This window comes from Pantoea sp. X-Soil-ISGK-355 (assembly GCF_059730805.1).
The window spans coordinates 3,476,350-3,498,131 of record NZ_AP035971.1; the positions used below are offsets into that span (position 1 = coordinate 3,476,350).

Here is a 21,782-nt window from a genome sequence, read left to right on the forward strand (position 1 = left end):
GCTATGATGTTAAAAAGGGCTAAGGTGAGGAGAAGGCAGCTGTTTATTTTTTTTAACGTTATTTAATCGTCATAAAAGAACGTCAGCCGGATAATCAGGATAGCTACGAATAACGCAAACAGGACTATAATCAATACCATCTACACCTTTTTATCACCTCCAGCCCTTCTTTTGGCTCCTTTTTTGTCATCCTTTCTTTTTTTCCGGATCCAGCTGCTGCGCAAGCGCAAGGAAATGAGTGTGAAAATAAAACTGACGACGTGGTTCAGCCGGGAAAGTGAATTATCCGATGAGCATTTTCCTTTGTTCCCGACAGAAGGTATTTATCAGGCCCATCGGCCAGATGTTTTTTCGGCTGAACAAATGGATAACTACGGCGAAAAATTAGCGAAAACGCATAATCTGTCGGGTGGGAAATGGTCCTACCGACTGTTGCAGCAGCTGGCAGATAATGAACAGTCATTGACGCGCAGCGCAGAAATCCTGAGTGAAGGCGATAAGCGCAGCCAGACACCAGCGGCCGTCTGGATACTCGATAATTTTTACATCATTGAAGAGCAGATCCGCCTGGTCCGGCACCTGTTACCGGCCAAATTCGGTAAAGGATTGCCCATGCTGGAGGAGTCGGCCCATTACCTTCGCATCCAGGCTATCGCCGAGGAGATGATTAAGCACAGTGATGGCCGCCTGGAAACCAGCGTTCTACATCCTTTTATCGCTGCCTACCAGCGTGTTACGCCCCTGCTGCTCGGCGAACTGTGGGCCCTGCCTGCCATGTTACGTTTTGCGCTTATCAACAATCTGTCCCGGATTGCGGATGACGTGGCCAGGGTACATCAGGAACGTAATAAAGCGGAGCAGTGGATCAGCGATATCCTATCCACTGCCGCCGAAGATGCGTCAAAAGTTATTCTGGTCATCGCTGATATGGCCCGCCAGAACCCGCAGGTTTCCGGCGCTTTCGTCGCTGAACTTGAACGGCGATTAAGTGGCCAGAACAATACCCTGGCGTTAACCTGGGTTGAACAACAGCTGGAAATTACCGGCCGGAAAACCTCGGAAGTCATTGAGCAGTTCAACCGGCAGCTGGCCCTGAGTCAGCTCTCTGTCAGCAACACTATTACCGGCCTGCGGCAACTCGGCGAAATTGACTGGCAGGCCTTTGTCGAATCCGTCAGCCTGGTTGAGAAAGTCCTGCAGCAGGATCCCACCGGGACATACCCGCTGATGCATTTTGACAGTCGTGATGACTACCGCCATGTGATTGAACGTCTGGCACGACACAGTCGGTTTGATGAACGTGAAGTCGCCCAGGCTGTGCTGACGCTGGCCAGCCAGCCTGATCTTCCCCTGCGTCAGCAGCATGTCGGCTATTACCTGCTGGATAAAGGATTTCAGCAACTGGAACAGCAGCTTGACGTTAAGGTGACGTGGCTGAACAAGAGCCGGCAGCATCTGAGCCAGACTCCTTTACTCTCCTGGTTAGGCAGCCTTTTACTGCTGACAACCGCGTTTACCGCCGAGATGCTCTACAGCACCCATCAGGCGGGCATGGCATCTTTACTGTGGTTGCTGGTGCTGCCCGCCATCATTGTCAGCAGCCAGTTAGCCTTACAGTTGCTGAGTGAGTTAACCACCCGCAGCCGCCATCCCCTTCCCCTGCCACGACTCGATTATGCTCAGGCGATACCAGAGCATGACCGTACACTGGTGGTTATCCCCTGTTTGCTCAGCAGCAATGAGGGCACAGACGCCCTGTTACGCTCTCTGGAAATCTGCTATCTCGGTAACGCCCTGGCGAATATCAGTTTTGCGTTACTGACCGACTTTACCGATAGCGCCGAACAGGACCATCATCATGACGCCGCGCTTATCCGTTACGCCGTGCTGAAAACGGAAGCCCTGAATCGGCGCTACAGCGGGGGTAAATCGGACATTGCGCTATTCTCCCTGTTACACCGTGACCGCACCCATAATATTTCTCAGGGCGTCTGGATGGGGTATGAACGCAAGCGCGGTAAGATCCATGCCCTGAATCGCTGGCTTCAGGGTGAAGAAAACGCCTTCAGCGTCACGGTAGGTGCCACGCAGACGCAACTGCACAGCGTTAAATATGTGATTACTCTCGACAGCGACACAATACTGCCGCGTGAGACAGCGCATAAGCTGATTGGCGTCATGGCCCACCCGCTCAATGCGCCGGTGTTCGACGATGTCAAAAATCGGGTAGTTGAAGGCTATGCCATCCTGCAGCCTCGTCTGGCTGAAGAGATACCAGTTAACGGTCAGAGCCGCTATGCCCGGCTGTGCAGCAGCATTCCGGGGAATGATGCTTACTCCTCACTCTCATCCGATATTTATCAGGATCTGTTTGGTGAAGGCTCATTTGTCGGCAAGGGTATTTACGATGTCGCTGTCTTTAGCCGGGCGATACGCAATACCTGTCCGGAAAATCTGGTGCTGAGCCATGACCTGCTGGAGGGATGCTATGCCCGCTCCGGTGTGGTCAGTAACGTCGTCCTGTATGAACAATATCCGGATAGTTACCTGAGTGATGTTGCCCGACGATTTCGCTGGGTGCGGGGCGACTGGCAGCTCCTGAACTGGCTACGGCTGCAGGTGCGGCAGGAAGATTGCAGCCGTCAAAAAAACCCACTCAGTGCGCTTTCCCGCTGGAAATTAACAGACAATCTGCGCCGCAGCCTGGTAGCACCTGCCCTGCTGATGCTGGTGTTTATGCTGTGCACGATAGTACCAAACCCGATATTCTGGGTCGGATGCATCATGCTCTTTCTGCTGCTTCCGGGACTGCCAGCGTTGGTGATCGATGGGGTGACGAAAAGTAAAACGCGTACATGGCGACAGCATTTATCCATGCTGGTCACCGATGCCTTTAACCGCCTCTCCCGCGCTGGCCTGGCGCTGGCCATCCTGCCTCACGAGAGTTACTGGTCGCTGAAGGCGATTATCGTGACCTTATGGCGCCTGACTATCAGCCATCGCTACCTGAACGAGTGGAAAAGCGCTTCATCACAGAAACCTGTCGAGCCTGATGTGCGCCACTTCTACCGCTGCATGTGGATTAATCCGGTAGCAGGCGCGGTTCTGGTATTCCTGACCAGCCTGAGCATGTCGTCGATGACGCATGTTGCACTGGCGCTCGCTTTATTGTGGGCGGTCGCCCCCGCGTTACTGAGCCGCATGAGCCAGCCTAAACGCGCTCAGCCAGGCAGCCTTTCAGCGGAACAGCGCATCTTTTTGCGTCGCACCGCGCGTAAAACCTGGGCCTGGTTTAACGAATTTGCCAGCAGTGACAACAACCATTTGCCGCCGGATAATCTGCAGGAGATTCCGGAGTCGCGGGTGGCCCACCGGACGTCACCGACCAACATTGGCCTGTCGCTGCTGGCAAACCTGACGGCCTGGGATTTTGGTTATATCAGCCAGAATCGGGTCATCAGCCGGACGCTCGACACCCTCGATACTCTTGACCGAATGGAGCATTTCAGAGGACATCTTTATAACTGGTATGACACCCAGACGTTAAAACCGCTGAACCCACGCTACGTCTCAACGGTAGACAGCGGTAATATGGCGGCTCACCTTGTAACCCTTCAGGCTGGCCTGGCGCAGTGGAAATACCAGCCGGTGGTGTCTCTTCCTTGTATCCAGGAAGGTCTCTCCGATACCTTCTCACTGCTTAAAGACCAACTGAGCGACACCCGCAGCGACATTGTGGAAAAAATCGATGCGCAATTAAGCCTGATGCAGCACGCTTCGCCCGCCGATTTTCACGCCGGGATGCAGGCTCTGCTGGCGTTAAGCGTGGTGGCAGAACAGACTTATCTTCCGACAACACGGGTAAACTGGCCGGCGCTTTTCCACCAGCAGCTGGTCGATTTTACTCAGGAGTGGTCCCTCCTTTTCAGCTGGGTTAGCCCGGATGCGCCACTGCCTGCCGACATTCCGTCATTGCTGTGGCTCGCTGAGTTGAACCTGAACCGCCCCGGACTCCCGGAAAAACAGGCAGAGGCGGTGATATGGGCCGCCCGCGAACGTATGGCTGCCCTGCTGGAGCTGGACAGCCGCCTTAACGATCACGCCAGTATGGACTTCCGCTTTCTCTATTATCCAGCCACGTCTTTACTCAGCGTGGGCTATAACATGGACAGCAGTCTGCTGGACGCCAGCAAATATGACCTTTTCCCTTCAGAAGTCCGCCTGACGCACTACTTTGCTATCTCCACCAGTCAGCTTCCGGCTAAGAGCTGGTTTGTGCTGGGTCGCTTATTTACTCAGCTGAATAACCAGCCCGCCGTGATGTCATGGAGCGGCTCAATGTTTGAATACCTGATGCCGCACCTGGTCATGCCGGTTTACCCCGACACGCTACTGGAAAAGATGGCGTTATCGGCGGTCAGGCAACAGATTGCCTCGGGTAACAGCACCGATACGCCCTGGGGCGTTTCGGAATCGGGTTACGCTGCGTTTGACGTCAATCATAACTACCAGTATCGGGCATTTGGCACGCCAGAACTGGGTCTGAAACGCGGCCTGAATGACAATCATGTTGTTGCGCCCTATGCGACGCTGCTGGCGCTGATGGTGCTGCCGCAGGAGGCGACGGCTAATCTGATAAGACTTAAAAAAATGGGTGCCAGCGGTGACTACGGTTATTACGAAGCGCTGGATTTCACCGCGGACCGACTGGCTCCCGGTCAGCCATTTTCGATCGTCAAATCGTATATGGCACATCATCAGGCGATGGGATTGCTTGCACTCTCTCACCAGCTGCTGGATGCGCCAATGGTCGCGCGCTTTATGTCCAGCGCACTGTTTCAGTCTTCGCGTTTGCTGCTTCAGGAAAAAGTGCCTGATGATATTGAGCTCTATACCCCACGCCGCAGTTTTGTCGAAAACAGTGACCCTAAACAGCAGCGCAGCATTACCGACCAGCGAGAATTCAGTGGTTCAGATCCGCACCAGCCACAACTGCAGCTGCTTTCAAACGCAGATTATCACCTGATGGTGACGCACGCGGGGACGGGCTACAGCCAGTGGAAGGGGCTGGCACTCACCCGCTGGCGTGCGGATAGCACCAGCAACAACTACGGAACGTTCTGCTACGTTACCGATCAGCAATCCGCCGAAGTGATTGCTCACAGCTATCAGCCGACCTGCTGCGAGCGTCCGCATTATAAAACCCGTTTTACTGATGCCGGGATTGAGTTTGACGCTTCAGGCACCACCTTCAGCATTCACACGCATATCGTGGTCTCCCCGGAAGATGATGTGGAGATCAGACGCATCACGGTCACTAACCGTTCCCGTCAGACCCGCCCGTTCGATATCACCAGCTACACCGAAGTGGTACTGGCACCAGCAGCCAGCGATATGGCCCACCCTGCGTTCAGTAATCTGTTCGTCCAGACTGAGATCGTTGACAGGCTGGAAGCGATCCTGGCTCACCGACGGCCACGTGAAGAGAAAGAAGTGACGGCATGGATGTTTCACGCGATGGCGATACATGGCAATACCGGCCGCCAGACCTCTTTTGAAACCGACCGGGCTGGTTTTCTCGGGCGTGGCAGGATACCAGCCGATGCTCAGGCGCTGATGCCGGGCAGTGAATTAACGGGTCAGCAGGGAGCGGTGTTAGATCCCGTGTTATCAATTCGCCAGTCAGTGACGTTAAAAGCGGGAGAGGCCGTCACCATCGATATGCTTTACGGTGTGACACTTCAGCGTGAAACAACTATTGCGCTGATTGAGAAGTACCGTAACCACATTAGCGCCGATCGGGTGTTTGAACTGGCGTGGTCCCACAGTCAGGTCGCCTTGCGTCAGTTGAATATCCGCACCGAAGATACCAGTCTGTTTAATCAGCTGGCCAGTGCCGTACTGTTTTCCAGCGCCGAAATGCGTGGCGAATCAGACGCGCTGATGCAGAACCGGCTGGGCCAGGAGTCATTGTGGCGTCATGCGATTTCGGGTGATCTGCCGATTCTTCTGGTTCGGATAGAAAACATTAATCAGCTCGACCTGGTCACCACCCTCATTCAGGCGCATCAGTACTGGCGACAAAAAGGGCTGATGGTCGATCTGCTCATCCTGAACAGCGACCAGGGCGGCTACCAGCAGAATCTGTTCAATCAGCTCACGACTCTGATCCCTGCCGGAGACGAACGACAGCAGGCAGACAAACCTGGCGGCATCTTTATCCGCAAAAGCGAAAGTTTTTCCGCTGACGATCTGCAATTGTTGCTGAGCGTCGCGGCGGTCGTGCTGGAAGGCCGAAACGGCAGCCTCGCCGATCAACTCAGCACGCTGTTAAAACCGGTGCGCACCCCGCCTGCTTTTGCGTTTCCATCGGTCAGTAAGACGCCGCAGCCTGCAGCCGTCACCTTTTCGCCGGAGCGGTTGCAGTTTTTTAATGGCACCGGTGGCTTCAACGAGGACGGCAGCGAATATCACATCATTCTTTCCGGCCAGCAACAGACACCTGCGCCGTGGTGCAATGTGCTGGCCAACAGCCAGTTGGGCACCGTCATTTCCGAGAGTGGCCAGGGCTATAGCTGGTATGAAAACGCGCATGAATATCGCCTGACGCCCTGGCATAATGACCCCGTCAGTGACAGCTCTGGCGAAGCGCTTTATCTGCGTGATGAAGAGACGGGTGATGTCTGGTCGCCCACGCCGCTTCCGGTTCGCGGCAAGGGGGATTATCTGACCCGTCATGGCTTCGGTTACAGCACGTTTGAACACACGGAGTATGGCATCAGCAGCACGCTGACGGTGTTCGTGGCAGAGGAGGCGCCGGTCAGACTTTCCCTGCTGACGCTGAGTAACCTCTCTGGCAAAACGCGTAATCTGTCGATTACCGGATACGTCGAATGGGTTCTGGGTGAGCTGGCGAGCCGCTCCGCAAGGCATGTGGTGACGTCCCCTGCCGCTATTGCCACAGGCAGCGCGGTTCTGGCCAGAAACTTTTATAACAGCACGGGCTCTGCGCGGACCGCTTTTTTTGCCGTCACAGGAACCCGGATTGCGCACAGCGGCAACCGGCTTGAGTGTCTGGGTCGTAACGGCACCACACGGCAGCCCGCGATGATGAATGTTCGTGGTCTGTCAGGTAACACCGGGGCAGGAATGGATCCCTGCGCCGCGCTGCAAACGCTGACGACACTGATTGACGGCGACAGCCGCAGTTTTGTTTTTGCCCTCGGCGTCGGGGAAGATGAGGGTGCAGTGACCGCGCTGATGCAGCAGTTCCTCTCCACCGGGGAGGCTCAGAACGAGCTGACCAGGATTAAACAGCACTGGCACCAGCTACTGACTAAAGTGCAAATCCAGACACCGGCAACGGAGGTCGATTTACTGGCAAACGGCTGGCTGCTGTACCAGACGCTGGCCAGCCGTTTGCTGGCGCGCAGCGGATATTACCAATCCGGTGGTGCCTTTGGCTTCCGCGATCAGTTGCAGGATACGCTGGCGCTGACCCACGCAGCCCCGCAGCGCCTGCGCGATCAGCTGTTGTTGTGTGCATCCCGCCAGTTTATCGAGGGAGATGTACAGCACTGGTGGCATCCGCCTGCTGGCCGTGGCGTCAGAACCCGCTGCTCCGACGACTACCTGTGGTTGCCCTATGCGCTGTGCCGCTATGTGCAGGCAACCGATGATATTGCGCTGCTGTCACAGCCCGTCAGCTACCTTGAAGGTCGCCTGCTGGCAGAGGACGAAGAGTCTGTCTATGAGCTTCCGGGCGTCAGTAAGATTAATGAAACGCTATGGCAGCACTGCGTTCGCGCGATTAACCACGCCCTTAATTTCGGTCAGCACGGCCTCCCGCTGATGGGCTCCGGGGACTGGAACGATGGTATGAGTACCGTCGGGATTGCCGGCAAGGGTGAAAGCGTCTGGCTCGGCTTCTTCCTCTATACGGTTCTGGACCGCTTTGCCGCGCTGGCTGTGCGGTTCGGCGATACCGATACCGCCCGGCACTGTCAGGACAATGCGCAGGCGCTCAAAACCGCGCTTAACCATGCGGCCTGGGATGGGGAATGGTATCTGCGCGGCTTTTTTGACAGTGGTCAGACGCTCGGTTCACATGCTGACAGTGAGTGCCGGATAGACGCCATTGCCCAGAGCTGGTCGGTACTCTCTGGCGCAGGCGAGGACGCCAGATGCCGGTCAGCGATGGCGGCACTTTATCAGCATCTGGTTAATAAGGATAACCGGCTGATTAAATTGCTTACTCCGCCTTTCGATGGCGCAGGGCCAAATCCGGGCTACATTCGCGGTTATTTACCGGGCGTCAGGGAAAATGGCGGTCAGTACACCCATGGGGCTCTGTGGGCGATTATGGCCTTTGCGGCGATGGGTGAAACAGAGCGCGCCTGGTCCCTACTCTCAATGATTAATCCGGTTAATCATAGTGGCAATCAACAGGATATGGCGATCTACAAAGCGGAACCTTATGTGATGGCTGCGGATGTGTATGCAGCCGAAGGCCACAGCGGGCGAGGCGGCTGGACCTGGTATACCGGTTCATCAGGCTGGGCCTATCAGCTTATCAGTGAGAGTCTGCTTGGGATAATCCGGCGCGGCAACGCGCTGTCTGTCCGGCCACAGCTTCCCGCTGAATGGTCAGAGATAAAAATTGTCTACCGTGAGGGGGAAGGGATCTACAACATCCGGGTTACTCGCGGTGGCAGCACCTATCAGCTGTGGCTGGATGGCAAACGGTGTGACGGCGACGAAATAGCGCTGGAAAGCCATAGCCAGGAACATCAGGTTGAAGTCTGGCTGGGCTCTGCGTCAGATTAAGTTAAACCAGACACCCCGCCTGCATCAGGTTAAAGAGGAGATTAAGTGGCCTTTGCGAGCGGGCCGTTGAGCTGCCACCCGCGCCGCTACGGGCAGCTCAACGACAGCGATCGGGTGAATGGCGAGGGTTAATCGCCTGCTCACAATTATCTCTCGCCCCACCCTGTTTTCCCGCGCAAACCCCATGCTATCTTGTGGTTTTGATTTTTTCAGTGGGCAAAATTGATGACAAAGTTGCGGGTAGGGATCGTGTTTGGCGGCAAATCGGCTGAGCATGAGGTGTCGTTGCAGTCGGCCAAAAATATCCTTGAGGCGATCGACAAAACCAGGTTTGACGTGGTGTTGCTGGGCATCGATAAGCAGGGACACTGGCGTCTTAACGATGCGTCAAACTTCTTACTTAACGCAGAAAATCCGGCGCTAATCGCGCTGAATCACGCCGCTGAAGATGTGGCGCTGGTGCCCGGCACGACTCAGCAGCAGATCATCACCCGCCACAACGCCCATCCGCTGTCGCAGATCGACGTTATCTTCCCTATCGTGCACGGTACGCTGGGTGAAGATGGCTCTCTGCAGGGCCTGCTGCGCATGGCCTCGTTACCCTTCGTCGGTTCCGACGTGCTGGGTTCTGCGGTCAGCATGGACAAGGATTTTACCAAACGCCTGCTGCGTGATGCCGGCCTCAACGTCGCGCCATGGCTGAGCATTACTCAGGCACAACGCGCCCTCCTGGATGCAGAGGCAGTCATTGCCCGCTTTGGCCTGCCGCTGTTTATCAAACCCGCCAACCAGGGGTCATCAGTCGGCGTCAGCAAAGTGGATAGCATGGAAGAATTTGATGCGGCGCTGGCGCTGGCCTTCTCTTTTGACCGCAAGGTGCTGATTGAACAGGGTATCAAAGGCCGGGAGATCGAGTGCGCGGTGCTCGGTAACGATGCGCCGGAAGCCAGCCCGTGTGGCGAAGTGGTGGTGCATGACGCTTTCTACTCTTATGACACTAAATATATCTCTGAAAGTGGTGCGCAGACGGTGGTTCCGGCAGCCATTGCAGCGGAAACCAGCGATGCAATCCGTGACGTCGCCATCAAAGCCTTCTCCGCGCTGGAGTGCTTTGGCATGGCGCGCGTCGATGTGTTCCTGACCGATGACGGCGAGATTATCGTCAATGAAGTGAATACCCTGCCCGGCTTCACCAATATCAGCATGTATCCGAAACTGTGGCAGGCGGCCGGACTCAGTTATCAGGATTTGATCAGCCGTCTGATCGACCTGGCGATTGAACGCCATCAGCAGGCCAGCACCCTGAAAAGCAGCGTCAGTTGATCGAACCCGGTGACGTGGCGTTATGCCACGTCGCTGGTAATCGTGCGGTAGTTAACCGGCGAAGTCTGATTACGGCCATTGCGCTTCGACAGATAGAGATTTTTATCCGCCGCAGAGATTAGCCGGTTGATCACGCGGTGCCATTCCGTCGCCTCATCGGCACTGCCATGGGCCAGCCCCAGGCTGACGGTCACCGTAGCCGTGCTACCCTGCAACCAGAACTTCTCTTTCGCCATCTTCTGCCGGATTGCCTCCGCCAGAAAATAGAGCTTTTCCGCATTCTGGTCGAACAGCACTACCACAAACTCCTCTCCGCCAAAGCGACAGATGCGCCCCGCTTTACCCACCACGCACTGCATCCGGCGGGCGATCTCTTCCAGCACGCTGTCACCCGCATCGTGACCAAAATTGTCATTGATGGCTTTGAAGTAATCAACATCAAGCAGGATCACGCCCACTTTGCGATCCGGAAAAATCGGCTCCGCACGCAGGCTTTCATATAAACCGGAACGTGACAGCAGGCGGGTCAGGAAATCGTAATTCGCGCGCAGCGCCAGACGCTGATTAAGCTGGCGGATTGCATCCATGCTTGCAGCCACGATCAGCGGACTAATTGCGATGGTTGCCACACCCAGTCGCGCAGAGGTCAGATGGCTGAGCGGCAACAGATTATCGTCGCCCTGAATGTTCATCACACCATGAGAGACCAGAATGATTTCAGTAATACCGGTCAGCAGGATCACCAGGCTGGTCAGCGGCATCGGCAACACAATAGCGCACCAGACCAGCGCCGGAACCGGCAGCGTCAGGCTGCCCGCGCCCCCCATCATTGCGCCGATCATCAGCGAAACCATCACGGCGATGACCGGTGCCAGCTTGCGGAACTGCAGAAACTGGCGGGGCGACAGCGACGACCAGTCGCGCGTCAGCAAAAAGGGCAGCAGCATCAGCCCGGTTGATAACTGCTCACTGAACCAGTCACCCCATGCCACCGCCAGTCCGGCATCAAAATCAGCCTGCTGTGCCAGCGCTCCCCAGCTGGCACAGGCCAGCGCGGCCAGCAGACAGGCAGGAAAAATACGCAGCACACTGGTAATACGCTCGCTGCCGGAGTCATGCTGAAGATGCTTTACCAGCAGCGTGGCGGCCACCAGCACAAACAGAATATTCGCCAGGTTGAGGGTAAATGCAGAAAGCGCCCAGCCGGAAAATACGGTGTCGTTAAACACCATCGCGGCAAAGATGGCCAGGTAAGAGCGGGTCTGATGCAGAAAAGGATTACGGACGATAACGCCAGTGACGATCGCGTTGACCGGCCAGAAAAGAGACAGCTCCTGGGGGAAACGCAGGTGTCCGCCGATAAAGCAAAACAGCAGCGTGATTAAAAACAGCAAAAATGCGTTCTTCTTAGCGTTGTGCTCTTCAAACAGCTGTATGCGCATACATCCGGACCTTGTCGCAGAGAGGCTGGCTGTCCACGCCAGCCTGAACAGGCGCGTGGTGTCAGAATGATTAAATCCTGAATACCCTCAATCTCATCCGGCGATAAAGCCTCATTTCGTGGGATGATTCAGGAAAGTTATCCTGCAGTGGCTAACCCCATCCGATGACAGCAGAAATTGGGAACTTATTATGCCTCGCAAATAAAAAAATCGGATATCCGAGATATCCGATTTTTTCCTTTTAAACCCCTTTACCGTTGCGCTAAGCGCTATTTTACCGCAACCGGCCACTGACTCAGGCGAATGCCGCGTTTATCGGCGTTATCACCAAAATCTTTCAGCACCGCTTTAACGTCCGGATCGATATATTCCGCATTGTCGTTATCGACGATAACCACGCTGTTCTCCGGGATCTCATCCAGCAATCCCTGCAACTTTGGATTGTGCATAAAGGTCAGGTTCTGCTGGAAGCGCAGCACGTAATGGTCATCATAACGGGTAAGCTGCAACGCGTTGCGATGGCTCTTATAGATGCTGTAGAGGATTTGTGTGGCGATACCGATGCCAATACCAACCAGCATACCCAGCGTGATAATGCCGACGATGGTGGCCAGAAACGGCACGTACTGCTGTGCGCCCATCCGGAACTGCTCAACAAACAGTTTAGGTGTCGCCAGCTTATAACCGGTATAGAGCAGTACGGCAGCCAGGCTGGCCAGCGGAATGGCATTCAGCATCTCACTGAACCACATGCCACAAATCAGCAGCAGCACGCCGTGAATGAAGATCGAGAGCTTCGTCTGCGCGCCCGCACTGACGTTGACCGAGCTACGTACAATCACTGCCGTTATCGGCATCGCCCCAAGAAAACCCGCCGCCAGGTTACCGATACCCTGCGCGAACATCTCTTTATTGGGCGACGGCGCGGGCGTCTGAGGGCGCAGTTTTTTCAGCGCCTCCTGACTCAGCAGCGTTTCCAGACTGGCAACCAGTGCCAGAGTCACCGCCACTACCCAGACCTGCGGATTCTGCCAGGCCATCCAGTCGGGCGTTTCCAGTTCAGCCATCAGTGCGGAAACGCTGTCAAACGCAGGCAACGAAATGCGCGCCAGCCCCTGCGTCATTTCAGGGAAGAGCCGCCCTCCTGCTACCGTCGCCAGACAGCCGATCAGTACCGCAATCAGCGGGCCAGGGATCCAGGCGAGCGCTTTGATCCGTTTCACCGGCGCGGTCGTCCAGAGACAGAGAATGGCCAGGCCGACACCCGCCACCGCTATCGCTGGCAGCGAGAAAGTCATCTGGCCGGTCACCAGTGACACCAGCTCTGCATCACCAGCGGCGCCCAGCGCCACCGGAATCTGCTGCATAATCAGCAGCAGGCCAATCGCCGCCAGCATTCCTTTGATGACACTACCCGGCACCAGCGAAATAAACCGTCCGGCGCGCAGCAGGCCAAACAGGCATTGCAGTGCCCCGGCGATAATCAGCGCAGTGAGAAAAGCAGAGAAGCTGCCCAGTGAAGCCATCGAGGCGACGACAATAGTGACAAGCCCCGCCGCCGGGCCACTCACGGCAAACCGGGATGGGCTTAGTGACGTCACCACCAGACCGCCAATCACACCGGTCAGCAGACCGGCAAACGGAGGTAATCCGCTGGCCTGTGCGATGCCAAGGCAGAGCGGCAAGGCGACCAGGAAAACCACCAGACCCGCAGGAATATCGCGACGCAGGGTATCGAGGTTCATAATGAAGGCTCCTCTGCAGATTGATGAATCAGCTCTTTGAGATGGCCGGAGCGCAGGTCATAAACACAACCAAACACCTCCAGTTCCTGGCCCGATTGCCAGATTTGCCGGACCGGTTCAGATTTCACCAGCCGGGCGAATTGCGCCTTAACGTTGGCCTCAACCAGCCGATCGAGCTGTTCACCCGGCGGCGCGTCTGAGAGGGGAATGTCTGTCAGACCCGCCTGAATATCATCACGCAGGGTCTGAATGCGTCTCGCCAGTGCGCTCTCCTGACCGTCCAGCACACTGCCCGGCAGATTTTGCGCGGCTTCTACGCCGCCGCAGCCATAGTGACCACTTAATACAATGCGTTTAACGCCGAGAAAGAAGAGTGCGTATTGCAGCACGCTCAGTAAATTGTCATCGTCCTCAATCACCATGTTGGCGATATTGCGATGCACAAAGAGTTCGCCGGGATGGGAGCCGGTTAAGACTTCTGCCGGAACGCGACTATCAGAGCAGCCAATCCAGAGTGAGTGTGGCTTTTGCTGATGAAGGAATTTGTTAAAATAATCCGGATTACGCTGGCGGCGCTGTAAGGCCCAACTGCGATTTTTCGCTAATAAGGGTTTAAGTGTCGTCACAATCATCTTCTCTCTACTACCGGGATGTCGCATCCTGGCTAACCACAAAGTGTATCGGCTCACAAATAAAGCGTGAGCCGCCAGGTTAATAAGAACTGAGTCACAGAAAAAGGTTATAGACGCTAACTAATTTCAATGCACGCGTAATATTTCACAGCGATTTAACAATGCCGCTATTGTCAACTAACAGTCAGTAAAGGTCAGGGTTAAGTAAATTTAATTCAGCAGCAGAAATGTGGGCAAATAAATCAACCGCCTTATTAAGTCAATAAAATCAAACAGATAAAATAGTAATAAAAATAAACTAAAGTTACTGATGACAAATAAATACAATTAATAAATGAGGGGATATTCACTGCCATACCAACCGGTGGGCTTTTTTCCAGGAATACTCTTAATTAAAAAACTAACCATTAGCACAATCCACCGGCTTAATTGCTGACAGCCAGTTAAATATGCCTGTAATAAGAGAAGAATGAAGCAAGAGATGATTAATTTAATTTGCAGCAGAATAGTGACGGCAGTAAGTAAATCAGGACCAGTTCTGAACAGAGCCTGAACGAGCAGGCTCTTTTTCTTGACGAATTATTTACCGTTCCAGCTTTGCAGCCGTGATTCCCGCACCGACAACTGCTGCTCCGGTGTCAGTTTATTGTAGTTTTCCGCCATTCCGCTCTCCCAGTCGCCATAAAGTGGATTCGGCAGAACGATGAACTGCGTACCAAACTGCTGGTGATTTAGACTCACAAAATCGCGACGCGTCTGATTACCCTTATGCCAGGTCGACCCACCAAAATCGTTGAGGTTGTCGCCGACATAGAGCACCACGTTGTAACCCGCGTTTTTGATGGCATCGAAACGCGCCTGCTTGTTGGAGCTGTCGGTATTCAGACGTACCGTTTTATCACTGACGTTCGGGAAGCCGAGCTGCTGCATATTGGCGACCGTGGCGGCGTAATCTTTCTGATCGCGGTTCGACACATAGAACAGCGTGCCGCCCTTCTCTGTCACATGACGCGCGAACTCGACCGCACCCGGCACTGCTTTCGCCTGACGCGCCTGCGTCCAGGCTGACCAGGTTTTGCTGCTGAACGGCTGGCCGTTCTTCGCCTGCCATGCACTGTAGGCGCTGTTATCCAGCATGGTTTCATCCAGATCGACAATCACCGCTTTGGGTTTGCCGGTCAGCGACGGTGCCTGATCAAACGCCATGCGCGCGGTATTGAACGCCTGCCAGGTCAGTGCCTGATATTCGCCTGACTGCTGGAACCAGTTTACCGCCAGCACCGATTGCTGCCCGAGCTGCTGTTGCGCGGTCTGATGTGTTGACGAGGCGCAGCCGGTCAGCAGCAGCGCGACCAGTCCGGATGCAGCGAGTTTTGCGGAGGTTTTCATCATTTCATCCTTAAGGTGAGAAAGGTCTGAGGAGAAGCTTCAAAAATGTAGCAGTTAACGTAAGCTGTGGGCAGCCTAACGCACGCTGTTATAACAGGAGATTCTTATGGCCGTGATCCCGCGCTCGCCGTTGCTCGATTCACTGGAGTGGCTCGATTATGCGTTTCAGCCCGCCGGTGAGCCGCCTCCCGCCGATGCCGCCTGGGGACATCAGCGCCACAGCGCGACTGTGGTCACCGACATTGAGAACACCCCGCCGAAAAGCTGCGAGTCGGATGGCGTGATCGGTAGCGGAACACGCCCGGTGGCGGTTTATACCGCCGACTGCCTGCCGGTGCTGTTCGCCGACCGCAATAAACGAATCGTGGCGGCAGTTCATGCCGGACTTAAGGGAACACTGGCGGGCGTGCTGACCCGCGCCGTGGAAAAACTGGGCGAGCAGGGCTGCAACCCGCAGGACCTGGTGGTGGCGATTGGCCCGGCAATGGGGCCCTGCTGCTATGAGCTGGCTGAACCGCAGCTTGCAGAGATTGCGCAGAACCCGGCGTTTGCCAGCGGGCTGCGCTGGCACCGGAACCCGCCGGTCAATCCGCTGGCGCAACGTCCACAGGCTGCTGCCCGCCAGCTGGGCGTCTGGTTCGATCTGCCTGCGCTGGCAACGCATTTGCTGGTGCAGGCGGGTGTGCCGGTCGCGCAGATCGATAACGTGAACGTCTGCACCTACTGCATGGCGGAGAGCGGATCAAGCTACCGCTTTAATACTCATCATGGCAGCGGCTATCGCTCACGCTATTCGTGGATCCGACGGCGCTAAGCGTTTCAGAGTCAGAAACATTAAAGGCCACGGATAGTTGTGCTGCGTAAGGCACAACCTCCCTGCTCCCGCTCATCAGCACTTCCCCACCGATGTTTATGATTTCACTCACACCCTGACATTCTTTCACTTTTTTTTAACGCAGAAGTGGCTAGAGTGAACTCATCCGACCACTTAACTGTGAGTGACTATCATGCCCGTCAATCCTGATTATCCTGCGCTGTTTACGCCGCTGAATCTTGGCTTTACCCAATTGAAAAACCGCTTTCTGATGGGGTCAATGCACACCGGTCTGGAGGAGCATCCGGATGGCGCAGCGCGGCTGGCGGCGTTCTACGGCGAGCGGGCGCGTGAAGGCGTTGCACTGATTGTCACCGGCGGCATTGCGCCTAATGCTCAGGGTGTCACCACCGCGCATGGCGCGATGCTTATCGACGAAGCGCAGTGCAGCTGGCATCGGCAGATCACGGAGGCGGTACATCAGCATCAGGGCAAAATCGCCCTGCAGATCCTGCATACTGGCCGTTACAGCTATCAGCCCGATCTGGTTGCGCCTTCGGCACGTCAGGCCCCAATTAACCCGTTCACGCCACAGGCGATGAGCGAGGCGGCGATTGAACAGACCATTGATGACTTTGCCCGCTGCGCCCGTCTGGCGCAGCGGGCGGGCTACGATGGCGTGGAGATTATGGGTTCCGAAGGCTACCTGATTAATCAGTTTCTGGTGAAGCACACCAATCAGCGAACCGACCGCTGGGGCGGCGACTTCCGCCAGCGGATGCAGTTCGCGCTGGCGATTACCCGCGCGGTTCGCGCCGCAACCGGCGATGCCTTTATCATCATCTTCCGGCTGTCGATGCTCGACCTGATCGAAGAAGGCAGCACGCTGGAGGAGACGCTGCTGCTGGCGGGCGAGCTGGAGCAGTGCGGCGTCACGCTGTTCAATACCGGCATTGGCTGGCACGAAGCGCGCATCCCGACCATCGCCACCTGCGTGCCGCGCGCGGCCTTTGCCTGGGTGACGCAGCGCCTGCGCGCCCATGTGTCAGTGCCGGTGATCGCCACCAATCGCATCAACCACCCCGCCGTTGCCGAAGAGCTGTTGCAGTCGGGCTGCGCCGATATGGTCTCGATGGCGCGCCCTTTCCTCGCCGACCCCGCCTTTGTCAGCAAAGCGCAGCGCGGCGAACCGGACAGCATCAACACCTGCATTGCCTGTAACCAGGCCTGTCTCGACCAGGTGTTTGCCGGGAAGATCACCTCCTGTCTGGTCAATCCGCGCGCCTGCCATGAGTCGCTGATGCCGGTTATCGTCAGCACCGCACCGCGCAGGCTGGCAGTAGTGGGTGCCGGTCCCGCCGGGATGGCGTTTGCGCTGCAGGCGGCACAGCGCGGCCATCAGGTGACACTCTATGAGGCCGCGCCGGAGATAGGCGGCCAGTTCAATATTGCCCGGCTGATCCCCGGCAAATCGGAGTTCAGCGAAACGCTGCGCTATTTCCGCAATCAGCTGGCGGCAGCGGGCGTGATGGTCAAAACCGGCTGTCGGGTCACGGCGGATCAGTTGAGTGACGCCGATGAAGTGGTGCTGGCGACCGGCATTCAGCCCCGTACGCCTGATATTCCAGGCATCGATCACCCCAGCGTGCTGAGCTACCTTGAGGTGCTGCGTGATAAGCGCCCGGTGGGTAAACGGGTGGCGATTATCGGCGCGGGCGGGATTGGCTTTGATGTGGCGGAGTATCTGTCACAGCCTTCACATGATGAGGATCGGGCGGCGTTTTACGCCGAATGGGGCATCGACCACAGCCTGACGCAGCGCGGCGGCATCGTGAAACCTGAGCCGCCTGCCGCGTTACGGCAAATCTGGCTGCTGCAGCGCCGGACAGGGAAACCCGGCGCCGGGCTGGCAAAAACCACCGGCTGGATCCATCGCGCCAGCCTGCAGGCGCGCGGCGTGGAGATGTGGGGCGGCGCGGAGTATCTGGCGATTGATGATAGCGGCCTGCACTTGCGGCGTAACGGCGAAACGCTGCTGCTGGCGATCGATAACGTGATTATCTGTGCCGGACAGGAGCCACAACGCGAACTGGAAGCCGCGCTGCGTGCAAAAGGACAGGTAGTGACGGTAATAGGCGGTGCAGACGTAGCGCAGGAACTGGATGCGCGCCGCGCGATTGCGCAGGCAACGCAGCTGGCTTTAACGGTCTGACTAGCGCATTTTCACCGCGCGCAGCACCACAAACTTCTGGTTAGAGGCGATCAGCGTGCAGTTGCCGAACAGCTTCTTCAGTTTGTGGTGATAATCAAGGTGGCGGTTGCCGACAATACGCAACTCACCGCCATACTGAAGGCAGCGTTTCGCATCGCGGAACATCTGCCACGCCAGATGATCGGTGACAGCGTGCTGCTGATGGAACGGCGGGTTGCACAGCACCGCGTGCAGCCGATCTGACGGATAGCCGCTCAGCACGTTGTTCACCAGGAACTGACAGCGCGACAGATCGTCAGGACGGTTCACTTCCACATTAAGCTGGCTGGAGGCGACCGCCATATAAGACTCATCAAGGAAATGCACTTCGGCCTGCGGATTCTGCTCCAGCGCCACCAGCCCTACCACGCCGTTGCCACAGCCCAGATCGACAATCTCACCTTCAATGTTTTCCGGCAGATGCTGCACGAACAGCCGTGCGCCGATATCCAGCGACGAGCGCGAGAAAACGTTGGCATAGTTGTGGATCTGATAAGAGGTGCCATCCAGCGGCCAGACCAGCGTCGGCGTCGCCTCACGCAGTGCAGGCTTGCTGAACTGGCTGAAAATCAGACGCGCTTTTTTCCACGCCAGTGAGGTTTTGGTTTCCCCGATGATCTGTTCGAACAGCTGAAGGGTAGAGTTATGGATCTCTTTGGCGCGCGCCGCCGCCAGAATCACCGTATCGGGTGTGACCACTTCGCGAATGGCACGCAGCTGATGCTCCAGCAGCGCCAGCGTTTTCGGCACCTTAATCAGCACTGCCGCCGGAGCCGCCGGCAATTCCGCGAGGCTATCAACAAAGTGTACGTCGCTGTCATCCAGCCCATTAAAGGAAAGGTTCTGACGGGCGGCCTGCTGGCTGAGCCAGGAGTCGCTGACATGCCAGACGGTGCGTGGACTCAGGGCGCAGGTTAATGCCCCGAAACTGTCGTTGAAGACCAGCACCGGTCCTGCCGGCAGCGCCTGCTGTAAGAGATATTCATCAGCCGCATCCCAGGCTTGTAATGGACTTTCGTCACGCATCTGCGGGAAGCGATGCAGGATCAGTGTGCGATCGTTCAGTTCAAGTTGGCTCATGAATTCTCCGGCGTGGTACACTTTGGTTGATTTTCGCCCCAAAAACGGGGGCGCAGTATACTGTCTTTCGCCTGGAATCCCTAATGTCCTCACTGATCTACCTTCAGGGTTATCCTGCCCCCCTTCTTGAGCAGGTTCAGACGCTGATTACCCACCAGCGCTTAGGTGCGTTTCTGCAGGAACGTTATCCGGACACTCACGACGTGATGAGTGATAAAGCGCTATATGACTACACCCAGGCGCTGAAAAATCGCTATATGCGCAACGCGCCACCCATCAGCAAAGTGATGTGGGATAACAGGATTAAGGTGATGAAGCACGCACTTGGCCTGCATACGGCCATCTCACGGATTCAGGGCGGCAAACTCAAGGCGAAAGCGGAGATCCGCATCTCGACCTTTTTCCGCCTTGCGCCAGAGCCGTTTCTGCGAATGATCGTGGTGCATGAACTGGCACACCTGAAAGAGAAAGACCACGATAAGGCGTTCTACCAGCTCTGCTGCCATATGGAGCCGGATTACCACCAGCTCGAATTTGATGCGCGGCTCTGGATGACTGATCAGGCGATGCGCGGTAACGCGGCTTAAAGAAACTCCTGTGCTTTCTGAATCAGGCTGGTTTTGGTCAGCGCGCCCAGAAAGCGTCGTTCCTGGGGATTGTTAAGCACCGGCAGTCGCTCCAGCGTGACCGCCGCAAACGCCTCCCACCCTTCACGCATACTCTGATTCTCAAACACCACCGGAAAATCCTGATTCATCACGCACTGCACCGGTGAATCAAGGGTGATCTCCTGCGCCAGCACCCGGCGCGAAATCTCATGAATTGAGACCACGCCGAGGAAAGCGCCTGCGGCATTAATGACATAGACGTAGCGTTCACGCTTAAGCGAGCTGACCGCCAGCGCCTGCCCTACCGACTCTTCCGGCTGCAGCGCCGCGCCGGGAATAATCAACTCGGCAATGCGCATATTATCGAAATCATATTTCGCCTCTGAACGGCTGAAGTGATGACTCACCACCGGATAGGTACTGACTGATTGCAGGCGATAAACCACCATCGACGCCAGCACGGTAGCGATCATCAGCGGGAACAATAGGCTGCTGTTGAGCGTCATCTCCAGCACCATCAGCATCGCCATCAACGGCGCCTGACTGACCGCCGCCAGCACTGCCGCCATGCCAATGGCGGCATAGAGCAGCACATTGCCGAGCGGCAGATGCAGCGCCGCACCCACCGTCGCGATGATGACGCCAAGCAGTGCGCCAATCAGCAGCGAAGGCGTGAAGAGTCCGCCGACCGCGTTCGATCCTACCGACAGGCTGGTGGCGAGGGTTTTCAGCACCAGTAGCAGCAACAGGCCCGGCAGCAGATAGTCGCCCGCCATCACTTTGACGATGACCTCGTAGCCGTTGCCGAGGATATCGGTGGAGATCAGCGCCAGTAAGCCTACGGCGACTCCGCCCGCGCCCAGACGCACGGGCAGCGAGGCGACCCGGCTGAACAGCATTTTGCTGCGAGCGATACACTTAATCAGCATCCAGCCCGCCAGACCGGCGCTCAGACCGATCACCACCGTCATCAGCAGGCTGCTCAGATCCATAGCGAAATTCGCGTCCGCCAGCGGATAGAGCGCGCTGCGGAAGCCCAGCGTCCACATAGTCATCACCGCCGTCGCCGAGGCGATAATAAGCGGGATCAGCCGCTGCAACGCGGAAATACCGAAGGCAATCTCCGCGACGAAAATCGCCGACGCCAGCGGCGCATGGTAGACCGACGAGAGGCCCGCCGCGGCCGCCATCGCCACGACGTCACTGTTTTTCAGGTTAAGCGAGGACGGTAACAGGCGGCCAATCGCGCTGCCGCACAGTGCTGAGAGCTGCACCATCGGCCCCTCTTTACCGATCGACGCGCCGCTGCCGATACTGGCAATCGACGACAGGGCGCGGAACAGCGAGGTTTTGGTCGGCACCGCATCGAGCCGGGCGTTGATCACTTCAAGGTAATCCGTTTTCACCGTCTGCTGCTGCTCAATGGCAACCGCATAACGCAGGAAAAAGCCCGCCAGCACGCCGCCCGCGCCCACCAGCAGCGGCCAGAAAATCCACGGCCAGAGATGCAGGGATTCGGTAATGTCGCCACTGCGCGCAAACAGCAGATGGTTGATCAGTTCAATGACGCCGCGAAAAGCCAGCGTCACCAGCGACGCCGCACACCCGACCGGAATGGCAATCAGCAATGTGGTCCAGTTTAATGCGTGCTTACTTGCTTTCACCTGTGCTC

The 21,782-nt window shown here is 56.5% G+C and carries 11 protein-coding genes; 5 read left to right on the top strand and 6 right to left on the bottom strand.

What is annotated here, in order from left to right:
• The first annotated feature begins 240 nt into the window (after window positions 1-240).
• Together AC6I8J_RS15925 and ddlA are read left to right on the top strand one after the other, a co-directional pair.
• The gene (locus tag AC6I8J_RS15925) at window positions 241-8,826 is read left to right on the top strand and encodes a GH36-type glycosyl hydrolase domain-containing protein (protein WP_497825561.1); all 8,586 of its coding nucleotides are present in this window, start codon (window positions 241-243) and stop codon (window positions 8,824-8,826) included.
• A gap of 225 nt (window positions 8,827-9,051) precedes the next feature.
• A complete protein-coding gene (gene ddlA, locus AC6I8J_RS15930; protein ID WP_222924960.1) occupies window positions 9,052-10,149 on the top strand; it encodes a D-alanine--D-alanine ligase in 1,098 nt (365 codons plus the stop codon).
• Window positions 10,150-10,169: 20 nt separating this feature from the next.
• Here ddlA and AC6I8J_RS15935 read toward each other — a convergent pair whose 3' ends face one another.
• From AC6I8J_RS15935 to AC6I8J_RS15950, 4 genes are all read right to left on the bottom strand, one after another.
• A complete protein-coding gene (locus tag AC6I8J_RS15935) occupies window positions 10,170-11,591 on the bottom strand; it encodes a GGDEF domain-containing protein (RefSeq protein WP_161735330.1) in 1,422 nt (473 codons plus the stop codon).
• Between the two features lie 269 nt (window positions 11,592-11,860).
• Window positions 11,861-13,336, bottom strand: a complete 1,476-nt coding sequence (locus AC6I8J_RS15940) for a SulP family inorganic anion transporter (RefSeq protein ID WP_161735332.1) — start codon at window positions 13,334-13,336, stop codon at window positions 11,861-11,863.
• A complete protein-coding gene (locus AC6I8J_RS15945; RefSeq protein ID WP_161735333.1) occupies window positions 13,333-13,968 on the bottom strand; it encodes a carbonic anhydrase in 636 nt (211 codons plus the stop codon). The genes AC6I8J_RS15940 and AC6I8J_RS15945 overlap by 4 nt, the downstream gene beginning before the upstream one ends.
• Before the next feature lie 579 nt (window positions 13,969-14,547).
• The gene (locus tag AC6I8J_RS15950; RefSeq protein ID WP_222925450.1) at window positions 14,548-15,357 is read right to left on the bottom strand and encodes a 5'-nucleotidase, lipoprotein e(P4) family; all 810 of its coding nucleotides are present in this window, start codon (window positions 15,355-15,357) and stop codon (window positions 14,548-14,550) included.
• 106 nt (window positions 15,358-15,463) lie between these two features.
• On the opposite strand from AC6I8J_RS15950, the gene AC6I8J_RS15955 reads away from it, so the two are divergent.
• Both AC6I8J_RS15955 and AC6I8J_RS15960 read left to right on the top strand, forming a co-directional pair.
• Window positions 15,464-16,171 carry a purine nucleoside phosphorylase YfiH/LACC1 family protein gene (locus tag AC6I8J_RS15955; protein WP_497825562.1) on the top strand — a complete coding sequence of 236 codons (708 nt, stop codon included), beginning with the start codon at window positions 15,464-15,466 and terminating at the stop codon, window positions 16,169-16,171.
• A gap of 193 nt (window positions 16,172-16,364) precedes the next feature.
• Complete coding sequence (locus AC6I8J_RS15960; RefSeq protein WP_260059323.1) at window positions 16,365-18,383, top strand: NADPH-dependent 2,4-dienoyl-CoA reductase; 2,019 nt, start codon at window positions 16,365-16,367, stop codon at window positions 18,381-18,383.
• Here AC6I8J_RS15960 and rlmG read toward each other — a convergent pair whose 3' ends face one another.
• Complete coding sequence (rlmG, locus tag AC6I8J_RS15965) at window positions 18,384-19,502, bottom strand: 23S rRNA (guanine(1835)-N(2))-methyltransferase RlmG (RefSeq protein ID WP_497825563.1); 1,119 nt, start codon at window positions 19,500-19,502, stop codon at window positions 18,384-18,386. It abuts the gene before it with no gap.
• Between the two features lie 83 nt (window positions 19,503-19,585).
• On the opposite strand from rlmG, the gene AC6I8J_RS15970 reads away from it, so the two are divergent.
• The gene (locus AC6I8J_RS15970; RefSeq protein ID WP_161735341.1) at window positions 19,586-20,089 is read left to right on the top strand and encodes a M48 metallopeptidase family protein; all 504 of its coding nucleotides are present in this window, start codon (window positions 19,586-19,588) and stop codon (window positions 20,087-20,089) included.
• Here AC6I8J_RS15970 and AC6I8J_RS15975 read toward each other — a convergent pair.
• Window positions 20,086-21,774: a chloride channel protein gene (locus AC6I8J_RS15975; RefSeq protein WP_161735343.1), complete on the bottom strand. Its 1,689-nt coding sequence runs from the start codon at window positions 21,772-21,774 to the stop codon at window positions 20,086-20,088. The two genes, AC6I8J_RS15970 and AC6I8J_RS15975, sit on opposite strands and share 4 nt — an antisense overlap.
• Window positions 21,775-21,782 lie beyond the last annotated feature (8 nt).

Bases quoted from the DNA above. Each gene is read 5' to 3' on its own strand.
- ddlA (WP_222924960.1), top strand. From the start codon at position 9,052: ATGACAAAGTTGCGGGTAGGGATCGTGTTTGGCGGCAAATCGGCTGAG.
- AC6I8J_RS15935 (WP_161735330.1), bottom strand. From the start codon at position 11,591: ATGCGCATACAGCTGTTTGAAGAGCACAACGCTAAGAAGAACGCATTT.
- AC6I8J_RS15940 (WP_161735332.1), bottom strand. From the start codon at position 13,336: ATGAACCTCGATACCCTGCGTCGCGATATTCCTGCGGGTCTGGTGGTT.
- AC6I8J_RS15945 (WP_161735333.1), bottom strand. From the start codon at position 13,968: ATGATTGTGACGACACTTAAACCCTTATTAGCGAAAAATCGCAGTTGG.
- AC6I8J_RS15950 (WP_222925450.1), bottom strand. From the start codon at position 15,357: ATGAAAACCTCCGCAAAACTCGCTGCATCCGGACTGGTCGCGCTGCTG.
- AC6I8J_RS15955 (WP_497825562.1), top strand. From the start codon at position 15,464: ATGGCCGTGATCCCGCGCTCGCCGTTGCTCGATTCACTGGAGTGGCTC.
- AC6I8J_RS15960 (WP_260059323.1), top strand. From the start codon at position 16,365: ATGCCCGTCAATCCTGATTATCCTGCGCTGTTTACGCCGCTGAATCTT.
- rlmG (WP_497825563.1), bottom strand. From the start codon at position 19,502: ATGAGCCAACTTGAACTGAACGATCGCACACTGATCCTGCATCGCTTC.
- AC6I8J_RS15970 (WP_161735341.1), top strand. From the start codon at position 19,586: ATGTCCTCACTGATCTACCTTCAGGGTTATCCTGCCCCCCTTCTTGAG.